The organism is Vibrio ostreicida (assembly GCF_013074385.2).
GTDB classification, from domain to species: Bacteria; Pseudomonadota; Gammaproteobacteria; order Enterobacterales; family Vibrionaceae; genus Vibrio; species Vibrio ostreicida.
Genome location: NZ_JABEYA020000017.1, coordinates 83,603 through 103,767, shown reverse-complemented (window position 1 = coordinate 103,767; position 20,165 = coordinate 83,603). Strand labels below are relative to the sequence as shown.

The following is a 20,165-nucleotide window of genomic DNA, read 5'->3' as shown; positions in this document are numbered from 1 at the left end:
CAGTGATACGCCGTTTTTAACGGAAGAAATAGCCGTTATTTAAGGCCAATAGCGGCTATGTTTACGTAAAATGCTCACTCGCAAGCTGTTGAATTTCTGGCCCACTGACTCCCGATTGAATAAACAATTTAAGTTTCTCTGTTAACTCCAGTATCGCTTTATCTTTTTGCTCAATCGCGTGTTGAGCCCGTTCGAGTTGATTAAATACTTGCTCATTTTTTCGCGCCAATATGTCTGAAAATGTTCTTTCACGATCTAGATTGGTCGTTGTACGAGAGAGTTGTTCTTTCGTTTTGTCGAGCTGGCTCGTTGTCATTGCTTCTTGATGATTTTTAAGGTCTTGACCTACCTTGCTTTTGGCTTTGCTAGTATTATCTAACTGAAAGCTCAAGGCTGAGTTTCCAGCCGCGCCCACACCTAATTTAGCGATTTTAATCGTCGACATTGCACTGCCAAGCGCTCCCGGAACGTTGGCCGGTGACACCATACCTGAAAATAGCGTTCCTATGGTCAAGCCAAGGCGAAGTGTGGTGGATGTTGCTCTTGCCCAATACTCGGCATTGTCATCGTTGACCCCCATTTTATCTAATAAGGCGTAAAGAGTGTTGCTAATTGTGTCTGAGCCCATTTTGAGCCCTTCTCCGTCATGAGCAGCGCGATACCAATTTGCCAGCGCACATCCAGCATCAGCAACCGCGAGCGTAAAAGCAACACTGGCGGCAGCAAGAATTGGAGCACCCGCTCCCCCAGTGACCGCCGTCGCTAGCACGGATAGGCCAAGTCCCACGCCTGCTAATGCCACATTAAACAGCTCTTTAAAGAACGCTTTTTTGGCCACGTCTATCCCGGCAGCCTGTGCTTTGACTTCAAGTTCACGGAATTGTTGGATTTGTTGTTGTGCAAAAGCTTTGGATTTCGTCTCTGCATTCTTTTGGTGAGTTTTTACATCAAATTCAGCTAAGTCCAGTCGCTCGCTGACCGAGTGAGATGTTTTTAACGGGACTTGTGCTACATCAAAGCGTGATGCAAGGTCGAGACCTGCCAATGTCATTGAATGCGAATTTCTCAAAGCGGTGTCCTGTGAAACAGACAAAGGCGTAAGGACAGTGTTTCTGATTTCCTGAAGGTTTGGCATGGATAGCTCCTTTTCTAGATTCGATGATCAGTAATATCATCAAGTAATGATTGGGCAAATGAACGGATCTCGGGTTGCTCGGGCGTAAGAAAGCTTTGCTCAATACTGGTGTACAATGCATCCATTGCTTCATTTTTCTTACCAAGTGACAAATAACATTGTCCGATGCGAAACGTCGCACCCGCATCGCAAGCATCCATTAGAGTCACGTACCCATAAAAAACCAAGGCATGTTCTGTTTGTTGTAATGCGTGAAGGGTTGAGGCTAAGCCGAAAAGAAAGTCTCGGCACCATGGGTTATGCATCGCAAGATAAGCGAACTTGGGCAACGCTTCCACCATGCGGCTTTCATTGTAAAGCGCGATGGCACTCTCATAACATTGATCGAGTTGGCTGTCTTCCACTTGATTGAGCTCAGCCAACGTTTGATGGCCACCGATCACCGCTTTGATTGTTTCAGACACCTGGTTAAGGTCGATAGAAAGAAAATTTGTTGTTTTCATAAATGATTCCATCATCGAAAAAGTACCGCATAGGCGGTACTTTTATTTGTGTTCATAGTCCATGAATTTAGTTGTGTACGGCGGAAGAAATTCGACCATGCAACTCAACCAACTCTTTGATCAAGGAGCGCATCTGTTCTGAAACTTGACGTGATTTATCACCGAGCTCATTGGTACTTTTGGCATAAATTTGTGCGTTGGTTGCTTGGAATTCACTTTCCATTTTTTCAAGGTCAGCGTCTTTGGTCATTGAAGAAGAACCCATTGTACCGGCTCCTTCAACGCCTTTGCCGAGCGCCTGACCAAGGTGCGTTGCCGCCTCACCAAATTTTGCTGATGCCCCGACCCCTGCCATACCGATAACACCGGATAGGATCTGCAAACCTCCAGACAAAGACGCAGCGTCAAACGTACTTTCTATCGCATCACGCTTGGTATCCATTGATGCTTTCTGTACGTCCCAGCCCAAAAGCTGCTGTTTTTGGTTGTACTCTTGAAGCACGTTACGAAGCTTTTGAAAGATTTCAGAAAGCTTAACCATCAGTTCATTAAGTTGAGCAATCGCATCCATCGCTTCACTACCCGACACATCGTGACCAATACTGTCAGAGTGCGTGGTGATTGCTGGTGCATTATTTGATACGTGTAAGTCTGTCATAATTGTCCCCTTAGCTACACTGCGGAAGCTGCAATGCGTACTTGTAACATGCCCGTTTCGTTAATAACTTTACTTGAGTTTTCAAGAGAGTCCCCCTGTTTGTTGACAAGATCTTTGATCGTTTTTGACTGCTGATCTTTCGCTTGGTCATACCATTCGTAGCAAAATTCCATTAGGTTCTGTTGAACGATCAATCCTTCAATTTCTTTTTGAAGTTTGGCTTTTTCCTCACTGATTACCCCTCCGGTAATGGCCTGACCAGAGCCTGCCGATGCGCGAATAAGCCCAAGCGAGGTATATGTACACGCTTTAATAACGGTTTTGATCACTTCGTTGCGAACCATGGTGGTCACTTGTTTGGTAATCTGCTCTGCGGTGATCTGCGCCCCTTTTTCAATGGCTGCTGTCGCTGCTTTTTCCACAGATTTAGTGACAAGTTGCTGAATCGCTTCTTCACTAAATGCTTTACCCAATGACTTCGCAATCTGACCACCACGTTCTGCAACTTTCTCGACACCCTGAGCGACACCATTCATCAGCTGTTTACTGACTTGCTCAGCGACTTGTTCCGAGACCTGTTTGCCCACTTGTTGGGCAATATTGGTCGCCTCCTGGGTCGCGCCTTTACCGATACTTTCCACCAATTTAGGGGCTGCTTCTTTCATCGCAGTTTCGGTGCCTTTCGCAATCGAACGCGTCGCTGAAATAGCGCGGCCAGCCTGGAAGATATCAAGTGCCATCGCAACCACTTCTGCACCTAGCTGAACTTTGGCTGCTACATCAATAACTTGTTGGCATTTTTCTTTATCTGCTCCGCAAAGAATGGCGGTTTCAGCTGCCGCTTTTACCATGCCAGCAACACCAGCGGTCAGATAGGCGGCACCACTGGCCATGTCTAAAGCACCACCCGCAACATCACCAACGGCAATCCGAGCGGCTCCCTCGATGAGCTTGAACACGCCGGTTATCGCTTCAACTGCACCGATAATCCAGTCAAAGATCGCACCGAAAATCCCACCTTTGTGCGCCTTTTCCGATTGCTCAATACGTTTGGCTAATTGTTCTTGGAATTCTTTCACTTGTTGGTCACGAAGAACCTCTTGTGTATCCGTCATGAGTCGACTGGCCTTAGCGGCGGCGTTTGCCGTTTCACCAAACGTTTTGAGCCCCAGATTCGCAGCCATAAGCACCATGTCATTCATCGACGCTTTTTCTAGCTGGCTAACGGTGACGTCATCTCCTTTATGAAAAGCGGATAGAACGCGTTGCAAGGCTTCGGTGGCCACATCAGCACTGACGACTTTGCTTTTTTGCTGGCTGTTGACTGTATCGACGACATTGCTGGCGTTTCTGCTGTCAGGCAGGCGAGCCTTAGTGACTTGGGTATCGTCATGGATCTCACCCGCAGATAGACGGGTAACCGGGCTTTGATTATTAACTTGAAACTGAGTCATAACATGCCTCCTGATTAAATTGAGCTAGGGCTTGATTCGCTTTTTCAGCAATGTGGTCCCACTTACTGTCAGAGTGGCAGTCGCACACTCTTAGTGCTGCGTTGTAGGATTTCACCGCGTATTCTGCGTTACCGACTGCACGATAGTTTTCACCGGCATAATAGGGGCTGCGCGGATCTTCAACATTGACAATTCCGGCGCGACCAAAGCAGAAGATGGCTTCCTCGTGCTCTTTAAGCTGCTGACAGCAAGTACCCAGCGCAAAAAAGTAATCAAAGTTCCATTGGTCGATTTTCATCAAGAGATAGAAGATACGTTTAGCACCCTGATAATCGCCATAGTTCATCAGTTGGTTGCCGTAGCGATGCAGTAAATCCAGATCATGTTGTTCCACATCGGCTAACATTTTCATTGATCCACCTTGCTGAAGAAATGTCTGCAAGGTTTCAAAGTCTTTTTCTACCATAACGCCCTCCTATCGGATGTTTTGTGCAATGGACTTGTTCATTTCTGCTAGCATGGTTTGCATGCTGTTGAGCAGGCTGACTGTCACGTTGTAGGTTTGCATCAGTTTTTGTAGCTGGAGCTGAGATTGAGATACAAAGTCCGACGCTCGATTCGACACAGTATCAAGTGCTGACTTAACGGCTTTTAGCTTGCCTTGGTCTAAGCCACCTGCCGCTTGAAGTGCATCTGCAATATGCTCCATGTGTTGTTTACTTACTCTCTGCCCAGATCTAAAGCCCACTTCCGGCCGGCTCCAGATATAGTCACACGCTCGTTGACCATCGACTTTGATGCCGTGCTGATCCATGTAAGTGACCACATCCTGCCAACGGTAAGATTGCATCCCAACGGCACCGCTCTCAGCAATTTTTTCTTTCAGCTTATCGAGATACTTTGTCGATGGATCGCTGTTTTTGAGGTAATCACTGATCGACATACCATCGACGGTAAACCCATTGTCCGACAGATAGTTAACGACGTCAGTCGGCAGTTGGCCTATGGCTTTATCCCCTTGTTTCGCTACCCGAGCCACTACTTCATCAACTCGGTTAGCCATTTCCTGTGCGGAACGAGAGACATCAGCTTTCGCTTGCATTTGTCCATATTTAGCGTCAGCAAGTTCCGAGAGTAAATTCATAAATAAATATAAAACGTCTACACCACCAGATAATACACTGTCTCCTTTAATCGCATTTCTAATTTCCACGTCGCCATTATTTCTTGACAACAAGCTCTTTGCAGGTTTATCAACTTGAAGCATAAAAAACTCCTTATTAATATAGACAGAGACTATAAGTGGTTAGCGAATATTCTGTGCTATCGATTTGTTCATTTCCGCTAGCATTGTTTGCATACTATTTAATAAGCTGACCGTTACATTGTATGTCTGCATCAATTTTTGCAATTGTAGCTGGGACTGAGAAACAAAATCAGAAGCACGGTTTGATACGGTTTCCAACGCAGACTTAACGGCTTTTAATTTACCTTGATCTAACTTGGTTCCGTTTTTAGACAAATAGTTGTCAATGGTCATACCATCGACTGTAAAGCCGTTGTCACGCATGTACGTCACCACACCTTCAGGCAAGGTACGTGTCGCTTTATCCCCTTCTTTAGCGGCTTCTGCAACCTTCTCATCCACTTGGTTCGCCATATCTTGAGCGTTACGGGATACATCGGCCTTTGCTTGCATTTGTGAGTATTTTGCGTCCGCCATCTCAGACAGTAAGTTCATAAATGTATAAAGAACGGCAATACCGCCTGAAAGTACCGCATCACCTCGTGAAGCAATGTTATTTTTTATATCATCAGTCTGTTGAGAGTTAATGATACTGTTACCTTGTACTGGACCTGTAGTTGGCATAATTACTTCCTCTTTTATTAATTAATTTAAATGAGCCATACATCATCAATGTCATTTTATTTTCTTAGCTCATAACTTCATCATATAGAACTGATGTTTTTTAAATTCCTAATATGTAAAAATCATTCAGCGAAGTGGTCATACCAGATTTTAAAATATTTCTATTTTTGACAATTAATCATCACCAATGGTTTTTTCACATATACCTTTTTAGCGCACGCTTTTTAACTTGAATCGGTGCCTCAGATTTCGGCTCATCTTCCGTTGAACCCGCTTCTTTTAAGCCCGTTTCCAACGTTTTAAAGTTTTCTTCAACTTGCAACACTTTTGCCATTAACGCCTGTTGAGCACTTTGAAAACCATTCGGAAATGCCTGATTTAACCTTTCCAGTTTGTCACGCGCCTCAGGGCTATGGCCCGATTGATCAACCAAGACCTGAATCTCTCTTTGCAGTTGCTGAAATTCCTTCATTTGCTCAGCCAAGGCGCTACGGCGACTGTTCAGATCATCCATGACAGACTTAATCTCGTTAAAGGTATCCATTGTTATCTCCTGTTTCTCTATTATCGATAGGGTTAATCATATTGAGTGGTAACGTTGTGATAGCGTGTTGATCACCTCTTGTGCCGCATCTATAGCCAAATACATAGGGCGGCCCACTGACTTATCGGCTTGATTGAGTTGGTCACGAGCACGATCAAGCTGATCGTTAAATACTTTCTGACAGCTTGGGTCCTTCTTTAACTGCGTCTCTAATTGAGTAATGCGTGGCATAGTAACTCCTATAAAATAAATGGGATGTGTATCAGCTCTCCGTCTCGGCTTAGGTCGAGCCCTTTTAAATCAATATGACTGACCACATAACCACTACTAAGCTTGCTATTCATTTTTAGCCGAGTACCGTTACTTAGTTCGACGAACGGATTACTGCTGTTTCCTCCATAGCTGACAATATGGCCGGAAAGATAACGAGATAGGTTGTCGCGTATTGGTATATTTTCAAAACGAACGTCAATGTTCTGGCCTGTATTGGCCATCAATGCCTTACCTACCTGACGGATTTCAAACCTGACACTGGTACTAATCGGGCCTGTGACCATGATGCTGTCTTGACGTCTTTCCACCATCAAACCGTCAAGCAAACCTTTGTCTCTTAGTGATTGGATGAATTTAATCACATAGCCACCCATATCATTTGCCACTTGCCAATGCTTCAGCCCTTGAATTTCCTCCAGCTCACGTGACACCTTGTCCCACTTTTCACCGGACTGTATTGCACCGGATATTCTGACTTCTCCCATTCGCCTAGTGGGTAGTACTTGGACATTTTGATACCCGTTTGCGTTGAGCACAGAGGTCACGTTGCTGACAAGATCGTCCGAACAAACAACTTTGGCATTAAAGCGAATCGAATATTGCTTTAGCCCTTCTTTTAGCTTCGACATCGCGATTGAATTGCCGCAATAACCAGAGAGCGTCAACACACCATCACTACCCCAGTTAGCCTTCACCTGATTCATTGAAGGCACAGTAAGTTGGCTGTTCACCCAAATCTGTGGATCAAAGACCGGCTTAGATTTTGGCGGCAACATCAGCGTCACTGCCATAAGAATGATCGCCAAACAGGTCGTCAAAACCAACACGCCTCTGCCTACACTTTTTTGTGTGCGTTTTGCATGAGCAGGCAGCTTTTGCCAAACCAGTGTCTGTTCCTCTTTTCCTAGGATGAAACCAACCCCACACACTTCTATTGGCTGGCCCATCGGCAGCGGCTCTTGAATATTGATTAATGTGCCATTCGCCCGCACTTTAATCCCGTCTTTGACATAAACGCCGTTTTCATCGACCGAAATGTTCAATTTATCTCGTTCAGCAAGAGGGACCATGATGTCACCGCTGGGCCCCATCGAGAGCTCGCCTTGCGGTAATCTAAGCTCTCGTCCTTGCATCGGCCCTGTCAACCACAAGAGTTTATTATTACTATTCATAGCCATGCCCACTTATTGATTGACGGGTTCTGCCTTGATGAGAAACAGGCGCATCACACTATGTTTACTGTGGTCAGTACTTCTAAATAGGCCCCCGACCAAGGGTATATCGCCTAACAGTGGAATCTTGTTTTGTACCGTCTGATCTTTCTCTTGAACAAAACCGCCCAACAGTAAACTTTCTCCTGTTTTTAACGTCGCCTGAGTGGCAATTTCTGAATTTTCTACCTGAGGCAATAGATCCTTACTGCTCAATGGCTTCGCTTGCTGCCCATCCTGAATATTGAGCGATAACATAACCTTGTTGTGATTTTTTTCACTGACCAGCCGCGGCGTCACCCTTAACAAGGACCCAGTCGTTACGGACTCCAGCTTGGCCACTTTTTCGCCTTCTACTTTGGTGTAAAAAGTGACATTTTTATCTAAGATAGCTTGAACATTATTTAGCGTCACAACCGAAGGTCTTGACAGTACTTTGGCTTTGGAGTTCTGTTCGAGCGCGTTTAGACGAATCATGAAATTGCCGGTGTTACCAATGACCGTCGAGAAATTATCGCTATTCAGTGCGCCCTGATTGAACGACAAACTGCCCCCTCCAATTTTTGCCGCCGCAGACCAATCAATCCCAAGTTGGCTGAAGTCAGACGTGTCCACATCGATAATGGTGACTGACACTTCGATCATGGTTGGCGTGATATCGAGTTGCTTAATTAAAGAAGCGTACATCGACATATCCATTTTGTTGGTTCGGATAATGACCGCGTTTTGCCTCGAATCTGCGGAAAAGCTCGTTGTCCCCTTGGTACTTTGATCGACCGTTTCATCTTGACCGATTTGTTTAAGCACCGAGACAACTCCAGGAACGGTCACATCCTGACTGCGATAGCTATAAACCGTATCGGTGGCTGACGCGTATTTCAGTGGAAAAATCTTAACCGCTCGCTGGGACTGCGCATGTTGTTTTGAATCATTGTCCAGTTGCTGAACAAATTTACTCACGGTACTAATACAGGAAGGAACCCCATTAACTTGCAGTGCATGAAGTCCGGCAATAGAGGTGACTTCGCACCCTACTTTATCGAGAAACCCCGCTTTAGCGATATAGCGCGTGGCTTCCTGATTAGAAAGAGAAGAAAGAGAAATCACTTCATTGGTCACTTCACGCGCTTTATTCACGTGCAGTAAGTCACCATCAAAATACCAAACTAAACCATACTGTTGAGCCAACATCGTCATGATTTGCTTAGGTGTTTTGCCATTGATCTGGCCACTGAATGTATCATTGACTTGGCTGCTGACTTCCATAGGAATGCCGTAGTTTCTCCCGACATCTTCAATAACTGATTTCAATGACGTCCCGCGGCTGTATAAAACAAACGGTTCTCCATGCCATTCAACCTTCGAAATGGGAGCAGCATGAGCCACATTGATCGTAACCAGAAGCAACCAACATAATAATTTCTTCATAGTTTGTTCCTCCAAATACGTGAGTGAGTGACGGGTGTCGGTTTCAACAGTTCTTGCTCAAGATATCGAGCGAGGGCCAGTTGCATTTTTACCGAGGAAACCAAGGATTCATCGTCAATTTTGCATGAGTAGCAACGCCAAAAAATCCATTGTTCATCCCTATGATCAAGACAACAATCCCAACCCTCTTCACAGGCCGCCAATACTAATGACGCCTGTGCCACCCACTGTGGCTGCGGTGGTGGTTCAATACGGAGACCTAGAGCGATATAATGCTCGGCAATGAGCCATTTTAGTGGCCGACGGGCGCACTGACCTTGCCACTCACTATCTTGTGACCGTTGATCTGTCTCTACCAACCCCATTGCTACCAAACGTTCAATCATGAGAAACCTCTTTCTTTGATTTCATGCTCAGTATCTATGGATAGGGGGTTTTCTGGTATCAGGTGAACACCTTAGTCACACATAAATGCAATCGTTTGATGAATGACTTTCGAGAAAAGATAGATTTAAAGGGCTTCTTCGAGCTAAGGTAGATGGGCAAGCACCGATAAGAGAATGTCAGGAGTAGGCATGAAAACACGTTGGAATTCTTCACTCGTCACCAAGCTGACGATCGCTTTCATTTCCGTTTTTATCGGGTTGTGGGTCCTGATTCAAATCAATGCCTTTGATAACACCTACACTGGCACCTTAAAGCAAACCCTAAAAAGTTATGATCAGATTGGCGAAATTCGCGCTCAGGTCAACCGCAGCCTTTTTATCCAAGCCATGGACGATACGCTCCAGTTGGAACAACAGCTACAGCAATTTAATACCATGGTTGTCGCGCCCAACGCAGAGTTGGTCGCCAGTCAATTTAACCTCAAAGACGGTGATAGCCCAATCGAACGGAACCAACTTTGGGCTCTCCAAACCTTTGGGATCGCAGGACAACAACGCTATGTGGACAGCTTTATTATTGAACCTGATAAGCAAGTCTCTATTTATGCAGCTTCTGAAATAGAGCGCACTCGCATTCAACAGCGTGTGGATGAAATCGTAGAATTGTCCAAGTTACCCACCAATGAAGGTTTCCGCTGGAGCGACCCTCAATACGATCCGCTGAGAGGCAGTGTTTATGTGTTGCTGAGTTATACGTTGGATCCCGATGATCACTCGGCGCGCCAAGTTGGTTTCGCCATCGATATTCAAGATACCGTCACGGTGTCCAATGTTTATAACAAAGGCGACCACAATCTATTTCTGACCCGAGAAGGCTTTGTCCCCTTTCAAGGACAGCCGGCCCCAGACGAACAAACTCTCGAAGAATTATACGTCCAACTATTCTCAACTGAAAAAATCAAAGATGTGCCTGAATTACTCGAGTTGAATCACTATTATGTGGTGACCAAATTCATTGGTGGGCCTGAATGGCTCCAAATCTCCATGATCCCAAAATCAAGAATCGAGAAAAGAGCCTTCGCCCCGTTTTTCAATGAACTGAAATGGTCACTCTTTTCCTTTGCCATCATGATTCTTCTGATGCTCTTGATCTTATGGAAATCTCTTGCTGAAACGATCAGAAATTTCGTTTCAATCATAAAGAGTGATGTTCAACCCACCTTCTCTAGACGCTTACCCGAATCAAGGAAAGATGAGCTCGGTGATATCGCTCGCGCTTACAATATGTTGCTTGATACCATTAAAACAAGTTATGACGACCTCGAATCTAAGGTTGAGCAACGAACGGTAGAATTGGCCCATGCCAAACAGGTCGCGGAGAAAGCGACAGCACGAAAAAGTGAACATCTCACCAATATCAGTCACGAACTTCGCACTCCCCTCAATGGCATTACTGGCGCTTTAGAGTTACTGAGAAACACAGAACTGACAACCCAGCAGGCAGATTTAAGAAATACCGCTTATACCTGTGCAAAATCACTACTCGGGATCATTAACAACCTCCTCGATTTTTCAAGGATTGAGGCCGATCAAATAGACCTGAATTTACAGAATAACCTCCTGCTTAAAGTCGTGGATGAAGCGATGCTGACCATACAATCAAATCTGGTCAATAAACCCGTTGAGCTGAAGACCATTGTCACTGACACCATTCCGGAAAGCAGCACATTTGATGCCCTTCGGGTTCGCCAAGTGTTAGTCAATCTGCTTGGAAATGCTGCCAAATTCACAGAAAAAGGGCACATTTGCATTTATATCGAGAGCATTAATGACATATTGACGTTCACGGTAGAAGACACGGGGGCAGGCATTGCTGAACATAAACTTGATGAAATTTTCATGCCATTCAGACAATCTTCTCGACATCAAGTGGGGACTGGACTGGGTCTTCCTATCTCTCGCAAACTGGCGACGATTATGGGGGGAGAATTAGACGTTAAAAGTACCTTGGGTGTCGGTTCTACCTTCATTTTCCGACTGCCTTTGATTGAACCAGGTATGCGTTTGAGACTCACCAAGGAGGTCATTGCAGCGCCAAAAAACCTTCATACACAAATTGAACTTTGGGGTGGGACATGTACCGAACATAACCTTGGGGCTTTGACGAGTCTTGAACTCAATTATCTTCCTTGGCGTTTATGGAAACGTTTATACGAACTCCAGCACGGTATATCCACAGAAACACCGGTTGTTCGCGCCAGTGAAATGCTGCCGTGGAAGCTCAAGATTCTGCTCGTCGATGACGTGGAAACGAATCGCGATATTATCAGTAAAATGTTGCTGGAACTCGGGCAAGAAGTGGTTTGCTGCAACAGTGGTGAAGCGGGGCTAAAAATAGGGGAAAGCCAAGTCTTTGATTTGGTTTTAATGGACATAAGAATGCCAGGAATGGATGGTTATCAAGCGACGCAACAATGGCGTGACAGTGAGACGATTCTCGACACAGATTGCCCCATTGTAGCGCTCACCGCTAACGCTAATCACTCAGAGCATGATAAATCAATGCACCTGATGAATGGTTATCTTACCAAACCTGTCTCCTTGAAAGATTTGGCGAAAGCACTGGACAATGCCGCTGATCTGCAAATAGATAGAGATATGCAACCAGAGGTCAACACTCAATCCGATACCCCTATTATGGACTTCTCAGAAAGCGAGTTTACGAATAGGCTTTCCAATCATTTTGATGATATGGCCTGCGCCGCAAAAGAACACCTATCCACGCAACGTTGGGATAAACTTAAGGATGTGCTCCATAATGTCAAAGGAAGCGCTGGGTTGGCAGGGCTACATCATATTTCAACGCTGGCGGCGGAACTGGAGGAAGCGCTCGAACACAACAATAGAATACAGGCCGACGAACTTGATCCTTTACTTGAGGCATTAATTGATGATCAGAGTTGAATATAACCCTATTCAATATCACTGAATAGGGTTGCTTAATATTAGACTAAACGCCCATACGTTGGGCCCACTTCATCAAATCGGCGACGTTATGAGCGTCCAGCTTACGCATAATATTCATTCTGTGCGTTTCCACTGTTTTTAACCCAATCAATAGTGATTCCGCTATGTCGCGGTTACGTTTTCCTTCAAAAATGAGCTTGAGTACCTGTTTCTCTCGAGGTGTCAAAACAGGAATATCTCCCTCATCAACACCTGAGAGCGCTTCGATGTGTTTCGCATCCAACGCAGGATCAACAAAACGTTTTCCTCGACTGACACTTTTAACCGCCGCAAGTAAGGTACTCTTTGACCCGTTCTTAAGCACATATCCGTTAGCGCCAGCATCCAGCGCTTCACGTGCTTTTCGCTCTTCTTCCGAAGCCGTCAACACAATAACCATCATATCTGGCCAGCGTTTACGTAACTGACGGATAGCTTCAACCCCTGACATTCCCGGCAAATTTAGATCCATAAACACCAAATGTGGTTGATGTTTAAGGCATTGTTCGTAAACGGCAAGTCCATCTGTCACAAAACCAACAATGTCCAAATTGGGGTACGGTGCTAAGCAACTTTTTAAACCATCAAATATTAAGTCATGATCGTCAACGACTAAGATTTTGAGATGAGAATACTCTCCAAAAGACATCGCGATTACCCCACGTCACAGTCGCATAACTATAGTTTAGTAAAACCATACAGCAACGAATTAATTGATGTTATTGATATTTAATCTAACATCGAACGTGAAGTAATCAAGAATGTTTTTCATTTTATTGACAAACATTCTCAATTATCATCGCCACCCTCGTCATAAGAGACGTTCATTACGACTCTAAGTAACTCGGCAACTGGCTCAAATAAGGATTCAGGGATCACTTGCCCGGGCTCAACCTGCTTGAATAAAGCCCTAGCCAACGGAATATTTTCGACCAAAGGTATCCCGTTCTTTTCAGCGAGGTCGACAACATGCAACGCCATGTGTTCCTTAGCTTTATCGAGAACAACAGGCAACGGCGTTTCATTAGGGTCATAATGCAGACAGACCGCAATATGTGTTGGGTTCCGGACAACAACCGTCGATTTTTTAACACTAGCGGCCAGCGACCCATTGGCTGTTTCTCTTTGTAACTCACGCCTCTTTTGCTTAACTTCTGGATTACCTTCAGTTTGCTTATACTCTTGCTTCGTATCGTCTTTTGACATTTTGAGTTGCTTCATCGTTTGGAAATGGACAAACGCATAATCCGCAGCAGAAAACACCACATAACACAACAAAAAAGCGCCCCAAAGCCATTTAATCAGAGTAAACGTGACCGTTACACCGCATTCTGCACCACACGTCGGCAGATACTGAAAAATATTGACGTGTTTGTCTAAGAGGTAATAAAAAACCAAACTAAGCACAAGAATCTTCGCCATATTTTTGAACAATTGAAACAGGCTTTTCATTGAAAATATCTGCTTAGCATTTTCAAGAACATTGATCTTTTTAAAACTGGGGATCAGGCTTTCAGATGCCCAGACAGGCCCTGTTTGTACGAGGCAGCTAAAGGCGACTGTCACGATCAGGATAAACGCCAATCCTGCAATGAAGCGAATCAAAATATACACAAACGCCGCAATCACCATCTGACTGGCTAATTTGATCGGCATATTTATGGCGCCGATGGCGATATCGATCATTTTCCAGATCGCCTCAAGAAGCCCTTGCCCCTCGACAATAAAGTAACTGAGGATAACCGCCATCTGAAAGCCAGTGACAATTTCAGCACTTTTTATCACCTGGCCTTTTTTGCGAGCATCTTGCAGGCGCTTCTGGGTAGGTTTTTCGGTTTTCTCTGCCATTATTTATCCCTTAAGCAACAGGAACAAGGTTGAGACATGACTTTCAAAGAGCTCAATACTTTCAAGGTAATGAGATAACGCAAACTGCATACTGACTAGGAGTAAGAAAACAACGAGAATACTTTTAATCGGCATGGATAAGAAGAATACATTGAGTTGCTCGACAGAACGGTTCACAAGACCAAGTGCAACGTCGACCATAATCATGACGACCATCGCCGGTAGGGCAAAGCTCAAACACATGTCACACATCATTTGCCATTGCTGATTAATAAACGCTAATAACTCTTGATTGAACGACAGTGAAGAATATGGTGGCAAGACACTGTAAGACTGATACAGGGCCGTCAGAAGCGCATTGAACCCTCCTGTGACCAAAAACAAAACGCTAAGTACCTGTGTGAAGAACATGCCAAAAATCGACGACTGCATCCCCATGAGCGGGTTCAGTACGTTTGACATTGACGCGCCACGCATGGTGTCGATAACAAAACCTGCCATATCAATCGCCCAAAACGGAATCGCTGCACAGAAACCGAGAATCACGCCGATCAACAACTCTCCCGCATAAATGGCAACGAGGCTCGTCATCGGCAGTGTTGCAAAATCAATCGGTTGCGCCTGCATCATAGGAATAATAGGCAAGGCAAACATCAAGACCAACGAATGACGAATCAAACCACTTCCCATCGCCCCACCTTTAAACAATGGCAGTATGATCATCATGCCTAGAGGTCGGCTCATACAGAGTGCCAAAATGGGGACATATTGCATCAGGCTATCCATTCAGCCTCCCATGTTACCTATTTGGTCAAACGCTAAACCCGAATAATTTAAGAGTGTTGTCCCCATCCAGTGGTAACTCACTGCCAAGGTAATACAGACCGCAACCAGCTTGATCAAAAACTGCAATGACTGATCTTGAATCTGAGTCAAGGCTTGGAACAAACTCACCATGATGCCCACGACAGAGGCAACCACCACGACAGGTAGGGATAGAATTAACACCAACCACAGCAGCTCAGAGGTAAAGTGGATAATAATGGCTTCATTCATGAGAAAGACACCACCAGTTGACCAATCAGTTTCTCCCACCCTCCCATCAGAATAAAGACAAGGAGTTTGAATGGGAGCGCGATTGTCATCGGTGAAACCATCATCATTCCCATTGCTAGCAAGATATTCGAGACAATAAGGTCAATAGCAATAAACGGCAGATATAGGATAAAACCGATCTTGAAGGCTTCAATCAATTGGCTCATAGTAAAAGCAGGAAGCATGACCAGCATAGAGTCACCCGACAACTCTTTTTGGTATTGCTCAGGCCAAACTTTGTGCCCTATTTCAGAGAAGAACTGGATTTGGGAATCACTTGTATTCTGACTTAAGAAATGTTGGTAAGGCGCAAGAACTTGACTACTGATCTGAGTAAACAAATCGGGAGAAGCCCAATCGATGGGGTGAGCGGCAAGGTTATCACGAATGGCTAACCCGACTGGCGCCATGGTAAACATAGTCAAAATAAGCGCTAGCCCATAAATCGCCATATTGGGTGGTATCTGCTGAATGCCTAGTGCGTTTCTCACCATCGATAGCACGATAGACAACTTCAAAAACGACGTTCCCATCACCGCAAATAATGGAAGCAAAGACATACAAAACAAAACAACGATAAGTTGAATCGGATTATCCATTAAGGCCATGTTTAACTCCAACTATGATTTCGATGTTAGTTTGCATCAGGTATCAGAGAAGGTGTATCAGGTCATGACCTGAGATAGCATCGAAATGACAAATAACGCCGCTAGGCTTCATTTGTCACCTCGATATAAAGCGTAATCACAAGGCTAAAACATTAAAAATAGTTTATAAATCCGCAAGTTAATTTAATTTTAATGTTATCGATGTATTCAAGATTTATTGTTAGAATTTGACGCTGACATTAAACACTTTTTCCTTGTCTTGTAGCGTAAATTTGACGTCATTAATTGGCGTAATATCAACCTGCCAATTGTTTGCATTATCCATCGAGCTAAACGGCAAATTTGGGCTATTTAAGTGCCAGTTCCCCGATGGTTTTTGAACCATCAATTTTGTCCCTTTCAATGTCACAGTGATGGGACTATCATTAACAATAAACGTACAAGTTGGTTTCATTTCGCAGACCACATGTATTGGGTGTTTATAGGACATAGTGCGCCACATAAACACTGTAATTAGCAGGGATAACATGATGATTATTTGAGCAAAACGCCCTTTGGTGAGTTTAACGGCAGCCATTCGGTTGAGTTCTCCATGTAACAAACTTCAAAGTTTTAAAATAAAAGGTCAAAACCTGAACAAGTGTAAGGTTACTTCCCTGTCATTGAATTGTTAATTGCAGTATAATTGGCGTCTGAAAATGCCACTTTTTTATTAAAATCGGCAAGAAGATTTATCCGACCGTTTCGGAAGCTTTTTCTTCAAGATTTGGGTGGCATTACGACATGTGTCGTGTTGGAAGTAAAGTGTAGTTAATTAAAAATTGGAAGCATGCAAATGAGCCAAGAAAAGCAGCTAGAACAAAACTACAATTATACGGTCGTTCGTCAATTTACCCTTGTCACAATTTTGTGGGGTATTGTCGGTATGGGCGTTGGTGTTTTGATTGCCGCTCAATTAGTTTGGCCACAGCTAAACTTTGATACGCCGTGGTTGACTTACAGTCGTCTGCGACCTCTGCATACCAATGCAGTGATCTTTGCGTTTGGTACTAGTGCCCTGTTTGCAACGTCTTATTACGTTGTTCAGCGTACCTGTCAAACACGTTTATTTGGTGGACCTCTTGTTGCCTTCACCTTCTGGGGTTGGCAAGCCATCATTTTGGCTGCCGCGATTACTCTGCCGTTAGGTTTTACGTCAGGTAAGGAATACGCGGAGCTAGAATGGCCGATTGATATCGCAATCGCAATCGTGTGGGTCTCTTACGCCGTGGTGTTCTTTGGAACCCTGGTGAAGCGGAAGACATCGCATATTTATGTCGCGAACTGGTTCTTCGGAGCCTTCATTATCACCGTCGCCGTTCTTCATATCGTGAACAGTATGGTGATCCCAGTCAGCCTTGGTAAATCCTATTCGATTTATTCAGGAGCGGTCGATGCCATGGTACAGTGGTGGTATGGTCACAACGCCGTTGGATTTCTGTTAACAGCAGGCTTCCTTGGTATGATGTATTACTTTGTCCCAAAACAAGCTGAACGCCCTGTTTATTCTTACCGTCTATCTATTGTTCACTTCTGGGCTCTTATCTCGCTCTACATCTGGGCGGGTCCACACCACCTTCATTACACCGCTCTTCCTGATTGGACTCAATCGGTCGGCATGGTCATGTCTCTGGTGCTGTTCGCGCCGTCTTGGGGGGGAATGATAAACGGTATTATGACCCTATCAGGTGCATGGCATAAGCTACGATATGACCCTATTTTACGCTTCCTGATTGTCTCGCTGTCTTTCTACGGTATGTCGACGTTTGAAGGCCCTATGATGTCAATCAAAACGGTTAATGCACTATCTCACTACACTGATTGGACGATTGGTCATGTTCACTCCGGCGCATTGGGTTGGGTTGCGATGGTTTCGATCGGTTCCGTTTATCATTTGGTTCCTCGCCTATTTGGCCAAGAGCGCATGTATTCCGTTGGTCTTATCAACACCCACTTCTGGTTAGCCACAATCGGTACCGTTCTGTATATCGTCGCCATGTGGATTTCTGGTGTGATGCAAGGTCTGATGTGGCGTGCCGTAAACTCAGACGGTACACTGACTTACAGTTTCGTTGAATCTGTTCAGGCTTCATACCCATTCTACTTTGTTCGTTTCTTGGGTGGTTTCATTTTCCTTACAGGTATGTTCCTAATGGCGTACAACACGTATAAAACAGTATCTGCACCAAAAGATAGCCTCAAAGCTATCCCGCAGCCGGCTTAAGGAGATTTAAAGAATGAGTTCTAATTCTAACAATCGCCACGAACTTATTGAGCGCAATGTCGGTCTGCTAGCGATTTTTATTGTGTTTGCGATAAGTCTTGGGGCGCTGGTTGAAATCACCCCTCTCATATTCCAAAAGCAAACCACTGAGCCGCTGGAAAACTTGCGCCCATACTCGGCGCTTGAGCTTGAAGGTCGTGACATCTATGTCCGTGAAGGCTGTAATGTTTGTCACAGCCAAATGGTGCGTCCATTCCGCTCTGAGACCGAACGCTACGGACATTACTCTGTAGCAGGAGAGAGTGTCTGGGAACACCCATTCCTATGGGGTTCGAAACGCACAGGGCCAGATTTGGCTCGTGTCGGCGGACGTTATTCGGATGAATGGCATCGTGTTCACTTGCTAAACCCGCGAGAGCTGGTTCCCGAGTCGAACATGCCCGGTTTCCCATGGCTCGCTGAAAACGTTCTGGACGGCAAGGACACTCAGAAAAAGCTTGAAATCTTCCGCAATCAGTTTGGTGTTCCATATACTGATGAACAAATCGCAAGTGCGTCTAAAGATGTAGAAGGTAAAACCGAGATGGAAGCCATCATCGCCTACCTTCAGTCTCTTGGTCATGCAATGAAGTAATAAAGGGGTGACATTATGGACATTGGTACAATTCACAGTATCTGGACCATTGTGCTTTTCGTGTGCTTTATAGGAGTGGTGTGGTGGGCATACGGCAAAAGTCGTAAAGCTCGCTTTGATGAAGCCGCAAACCTTGTTTTTGCCGATGAAGAGCAAGCGCCCTCAAAAGAACAAGGAGAGACGAAACAATGACGACATTTTGGAGTCTTTGGATAATCATCATTACATTGGGCACGCTCGTTGGCTGCGCCGCTATATTGTCATGGTGCCTGAAAGATAAAACAGGGGTGGAAGAAGGTGCGGATATGGGCCATGAATACGATGGTATTCGTGAGCTTAACAATCCTCTACCCAAGTGGTGGACCTACCTGTTCGTGAGTACTTTTGTATTCGCTGCCGTCTATTTTGCACTTTATCCGGGTATGGGAAGCTTCAAAGGTTTACTCGGCTGGCAAAGTTCTGATCAGACGGTGACCTCGTTGGAAGAATCTAGGCAATCAATCGCGAATGCTCAACAGAATAAACAGTTGGTGCAATATGCGAAAGAATTGGATGATGCTGATGCGTATTTCGGCAAGGCCTTTAAGAAGCTTGCTCACGTGGAAGGCACTGACCAACTGCGCCCTATTCCAGAAATAGCAGCGGATGAAAACGCGGTGAAGGTCGGTCAACGGCTATTTTTGCAAAACTGTTCTCAATGTCATGGCTCCGATGCTCGCGGTCAGAAAGGGTTTCCTAATCTGACAGACGATGCATGGTTATATGGCGGAGAGCCTGAGGCGATTGTTACCACGCTGATGCATGGCCGTGTTGGTCAGATGCCAGCATGGAAGGACGCGCTTGGTGAACAGGGTGTTAAAGAAGTGGTTAGTTATACCTTGAGTCTATCTGGACGTTCAGTCAATGCTCGTGAAGCACAAGCAGGTAAAGCACGCTTTGTCGTTTGTGCCGCTTGTCACGGTACGGATGGAAAAGGCAACCCAGCAGTAGGCGCGCCTGACCTCACTGATAAAGATTGGTTGTTTGGCGGCACTCGTGCCGACGTCATGGAAACCGTTATGAATGGCCGTTCTGGTGTGATGCCCGCTTGGAAAGACATTCTAGGTGAAGACAAAATTCAACTCGTTTCTGCTTACGTATGGAGCTTGAGCAACTCTGATAAAGAGTAACACTTCAATAACAGCCCCTTTCAGAGGGGCTGTCTTTTCGCTAAATTTAGCCTACTTTTCTTTTTGAATTCGAGAACTTT

23 protein-coding genes are annotated in these 20,165 nt (G+C 45.0%); 5 read left to right on the top strand and 18 right to left on the bottom strand.

Features of this window, described 5'->3' with window-relative positions; all coding sequences use genetic code 11:
- Positions 1-61: 61 nt before the first annotated feature.
- The 12 genes from HLM86_RS17040 to HLM86_RS16985 form a co-directional block, all read right to left on the bottom strand.
- Positions 62-1,135 carry a hypothetical protein gene (locus tag HLM86_RS17040; RefSeq protein WP_076587911.1) on the bottom strand — a complete coding sequence of 358 codons (1,074 nt, stop codon included), beginning with the start codon at positions 1,133-1,135 and terminating at the stop codon, positions 62-64.
- A 14-nt stretch (positions 1,136-1,149) separates the two neighbouring features.
- Positions 1,150-1,638 carry a type III secretion protein gene (locus tag HLM86_RS17035; protein ID WP_076587909.1) on the bottom strand — a complete coding sequence of 163 codons (489 nt, stop codon included), beginning with the start codon at positions 1,636-1,638 and terminating at the stop codon, positions 1,150-1,152.
- Positions 1,639-1,705: 67 nt separating this feature from the next.
- Positions 1,706-2,296, bottom strand: a complete 591-nt coding sequence (sseD, locus tag HLM86_RS17030; RefSeq protein ID WP_076587907.1) for a type III secretion system translocon protein SseD — start codon at positions 2,294-2,296, stop codon at positions 1,706-1,708.
- Positions 2,297-2,310: 14 nt separating this feature from the next.
- On the bottom strand, positions 2,311-3,750 hold the full coding sequence (sctE, locus tag HLM86_RS17025; protein WP_076587905.1) for a type III secretion system translocon subunit SseC family protein: 1,440 nt from the start codon (positions 3,748-3,750) through the stop codon (positions 2,311-2,313).
- Positions 3,731-4,216: a SycD/LcrH family type III secretion system chaperone gene (locus tag HLM86_RS17020; RefSeq protein ID WP_076587902.1), complete on the bottom strand. Its 486-nt coding sequence runs from the start codon at positions 4,214-4,216 to the stop codon at positions 3,731-3,733. The genes sctE and HLM86_RS17020 overlap by 20 nt, the downstream gene beginning before the upstream one ends.
- A 9-nt stretch (positions 4,217-4,225) precedes the next feature.
- Entirely contained in the window at positions 4,226-5,017 is a 792-nt protein-coding gene (locus HLM86_RS17015) for a secretion protein EspA (protein ID WP_076587900.1), read from the bottom strand.
- A 39-nt stretch (positions 5,018-5,056) separates the two neighbouring features.
- On the bottom strand, positions 5,057-5,620 hold the full coding sequence (gene sseB / locus HLM86_RS17010; RefSeq protein ID WP_076587898.1) for a type III secretion system translocon protein SseB: 564 nt from the start codon (positions 5,618-5,620) through the stop codon (positions 5,057-5,059).
- A 196-nt stretch (positions 5,621-5,816) separates the two neighbouring features.
- A complete protein-coding gene (locus HLM86_RS17005; protein ID WP_076587896.1) occupies positions 5,817-6,164 on the bottom strand; it encodes a hypothetical protein in 348 nt (115 codons plus the stop codon).
- Positions 6,165-6,200: 36 nt separating this feature from the next.
- Positions 6,201-6,395 (bottom strand): EscE/YscE/SsaE family type III secretion system needle protein co-chaperone, encoded by a 195-nt coding sequence (locus HLM86_RS17000; protein ID WP_076587894.1) that lies wholly within the window; start codon positions 6,393-6,395, stop codon positions 6,201-6,203.
- An 8-nt stretch (positions 6,396-6,403) separates the two neighbouring features.
- A complete protein-coding gene (gene sctD, locus HLM86_RS16995) occupies positions 6,404-7,609 on the bottom strand; it encodes a type III secretion system inner membrane ring subunit SctD (protein WP_076588122.1) in 1,206 nt (401 codons plus the stop codon).
- A gap of 12 nt (positions 7,610-7,621) precedes the next feature.
- The gene (locus HLM86_RS16990) at positions 7,622-9,076 is read right to left on the bottom strand and encodes an EscC/YscC/HrcC family type III secretion system outer membrane ring protein (RefSeq protein ID WP_170883353.1); all 1,455 of its coding nucleotides are present in this window, start codon (positions 9,074-9,076) and stop codon (positions 7,622-7,624) included.
- Complete coding sequence (locus HLM86_RS16985) at positions 9,073-9,462, bottom strand: hypothetical protein (RefSeq protein ID WP_076587889.1); 390 nt, start codon at positions 9,460-9,462, stop codon at positions 9,073-9,075. The genes HLM86_RS16990 and HLM86_RS16985 overlap by 4 nt, the downstream gene beginning before the upstream one ends.
- A 189-nt stretch (positions 9,463-9,651) precedes the next feature.
- On the opposite strand from HLM86_RS16985, the gene HLM86_RS16980 reads away from it, so the two are divergent.
- Positions 9,652-12,426: a two component system sensor kinase gene (locus HLM86_RS16980; protein WP_170883355.1), complete on the top strand. Its 2,775-nt coding sequence runs from the start codon at positions 9,652-9,654 to the stop codon at positions 12,424-12,426.
- A gap of 46 nt (positions 12,427-12,472) precedes the next feature.
- On the opposite strand, the gene HLM86_RS16975 is transcribed toward HLM86_RS16980, so the two are convergent.
- The 6 genes from HLM86_RS16975 to HLM86_RS16950 form a co-directional block, all read right to left on the bottom strand.
- Complete coding sequence (locus HLM86_RS16975) at positions 12,473-13,117, bottom strand: two component system response regulator (RefSeq protein ID WP_170883357.1); 645 nt, start codon at positions 13,115-13,117, stop codon at positions 12,473-12,475.
- Between the two features lie 140 nt (positions 13,118-13,257).
- A complete protein-coding gene (locus tag HLM86_RS16970) occupies positions 13,258-14,316 on the bottom strand; it encodes an EscU/YscU/HrcU family type III secretion system export apparatus switch protein (RefSeq protein ID WP_076587882.1) in 1,059 nt (352 codons plus the stop codon).
- A gap of 3 nt (positions 14,317-14,319) precedes the next feature.
- Complete coding sequence (gene sctT, locus HLM86_RS16965; protein WP_076587880.1) at positions 14,320-15,102, bottom strand: type III secretion system export apparatus subunit SctT; 783 nt, start codon at positions 15,100-15,102, stop codon at positions 14,320-14,322.
- Positions 15,103-15,372 (bottom strand): EscS/YscS/HrcS family type III secretion system export apparatus protein, encoded by a 270-nt coding sequence (locus HLM86_RS16960; protein WP_076587878.1) that lies wholly within the window; start codon positions 15,370-15,372, stop codon positions 15,103-15,105. It lies immediately after the preceding gene.
- On the bottom strand, positions 15,369-16,019 hold the full coding sequence (gene sctR, locus HLM86_RS16955; protein WP_076587875.1) for a type III secretion system export apparatus subunit SctR: 651 nt from the start codon (positions 16,017-16,019) through the stop codon (positions 15,369-15,371). Before sctR ends, HLM86_RS16960 begins: the two co-directional genes overlap by 4 nt.
- 220 nt (positions 16,020-16,239) lie before the next feature.
- Complete coding sequence (locus HLM86_RS16950) at positions 16,240-16,596, bottom strand: hypothetical protein (protein WP_076587873.1); 357 nt, start codon at positions 16,594-16,596, stop codon at positions 16,240-16,242.
- Positions 16,597-16,854: 258 nt separating this feature from the next.
- Here HLM86_RS16950 and ccoN point away from each other — a divergent pair, with 258 nt between their 5' ends.
- Genes ccoN through ccoP form a run of 4 tightly spaced genes read left to right on the top strand, consistent with a single transcriptional unit; the run spans position 16,855 to position 20,085 of the window.
- Entirely contained in the window at positions 16,855-18,282 is a 1,428-nt protein-coding gene (ccoN, locus tag HLM86_RS16945; RefSeq protein WP_076587871.1) for a cytochrome-c oxidase, cbb3-type subunit I, read from the top strand.
- A gap of 13 nt (positions 18,283-18,295) precedes the next feature.
- Positions 18,296-18,916, top strand: a complete 621-nt coding sequence (ccoO, locus tag HLM86_RS16940) for a cytochrome-c oxidase, cbb3-type subunit II (protein WP_076587868.1) — start codon at positions 18,296-18,298, stop codon at positions 18,914-18,916.
- Between the two features lie 15 nt (positions 18,917-18,931).
- Entirely contained in the window at positions 18,932-19,108 is a 177-nt protein-coding gene (locus HLM86_RS16935) for a cbb3-type cytochrome oxidase subunit 3 (RefSeq protein ID WP_076587865.1), read from the top strand.
- The gene (gene ccoP, locus HLM86_RS16930) at positions 19,105-20,085 is read left to right on the top strand and encodes a cytochrome-c oxidase, cbb3-type subunit III (protein ID WP_076587863.1); all 981 of its coding nucleotides are present in this window, start codon (positions 19,105-19,107) and stop codon (positions 20,083-20,085) included. Before HLM86_RS16935 ends, ccoP begins: the two co-directional genes overlap by 4 nt.
- Positions 20,086-20,165: the final 80 nt, after the last annotated feature.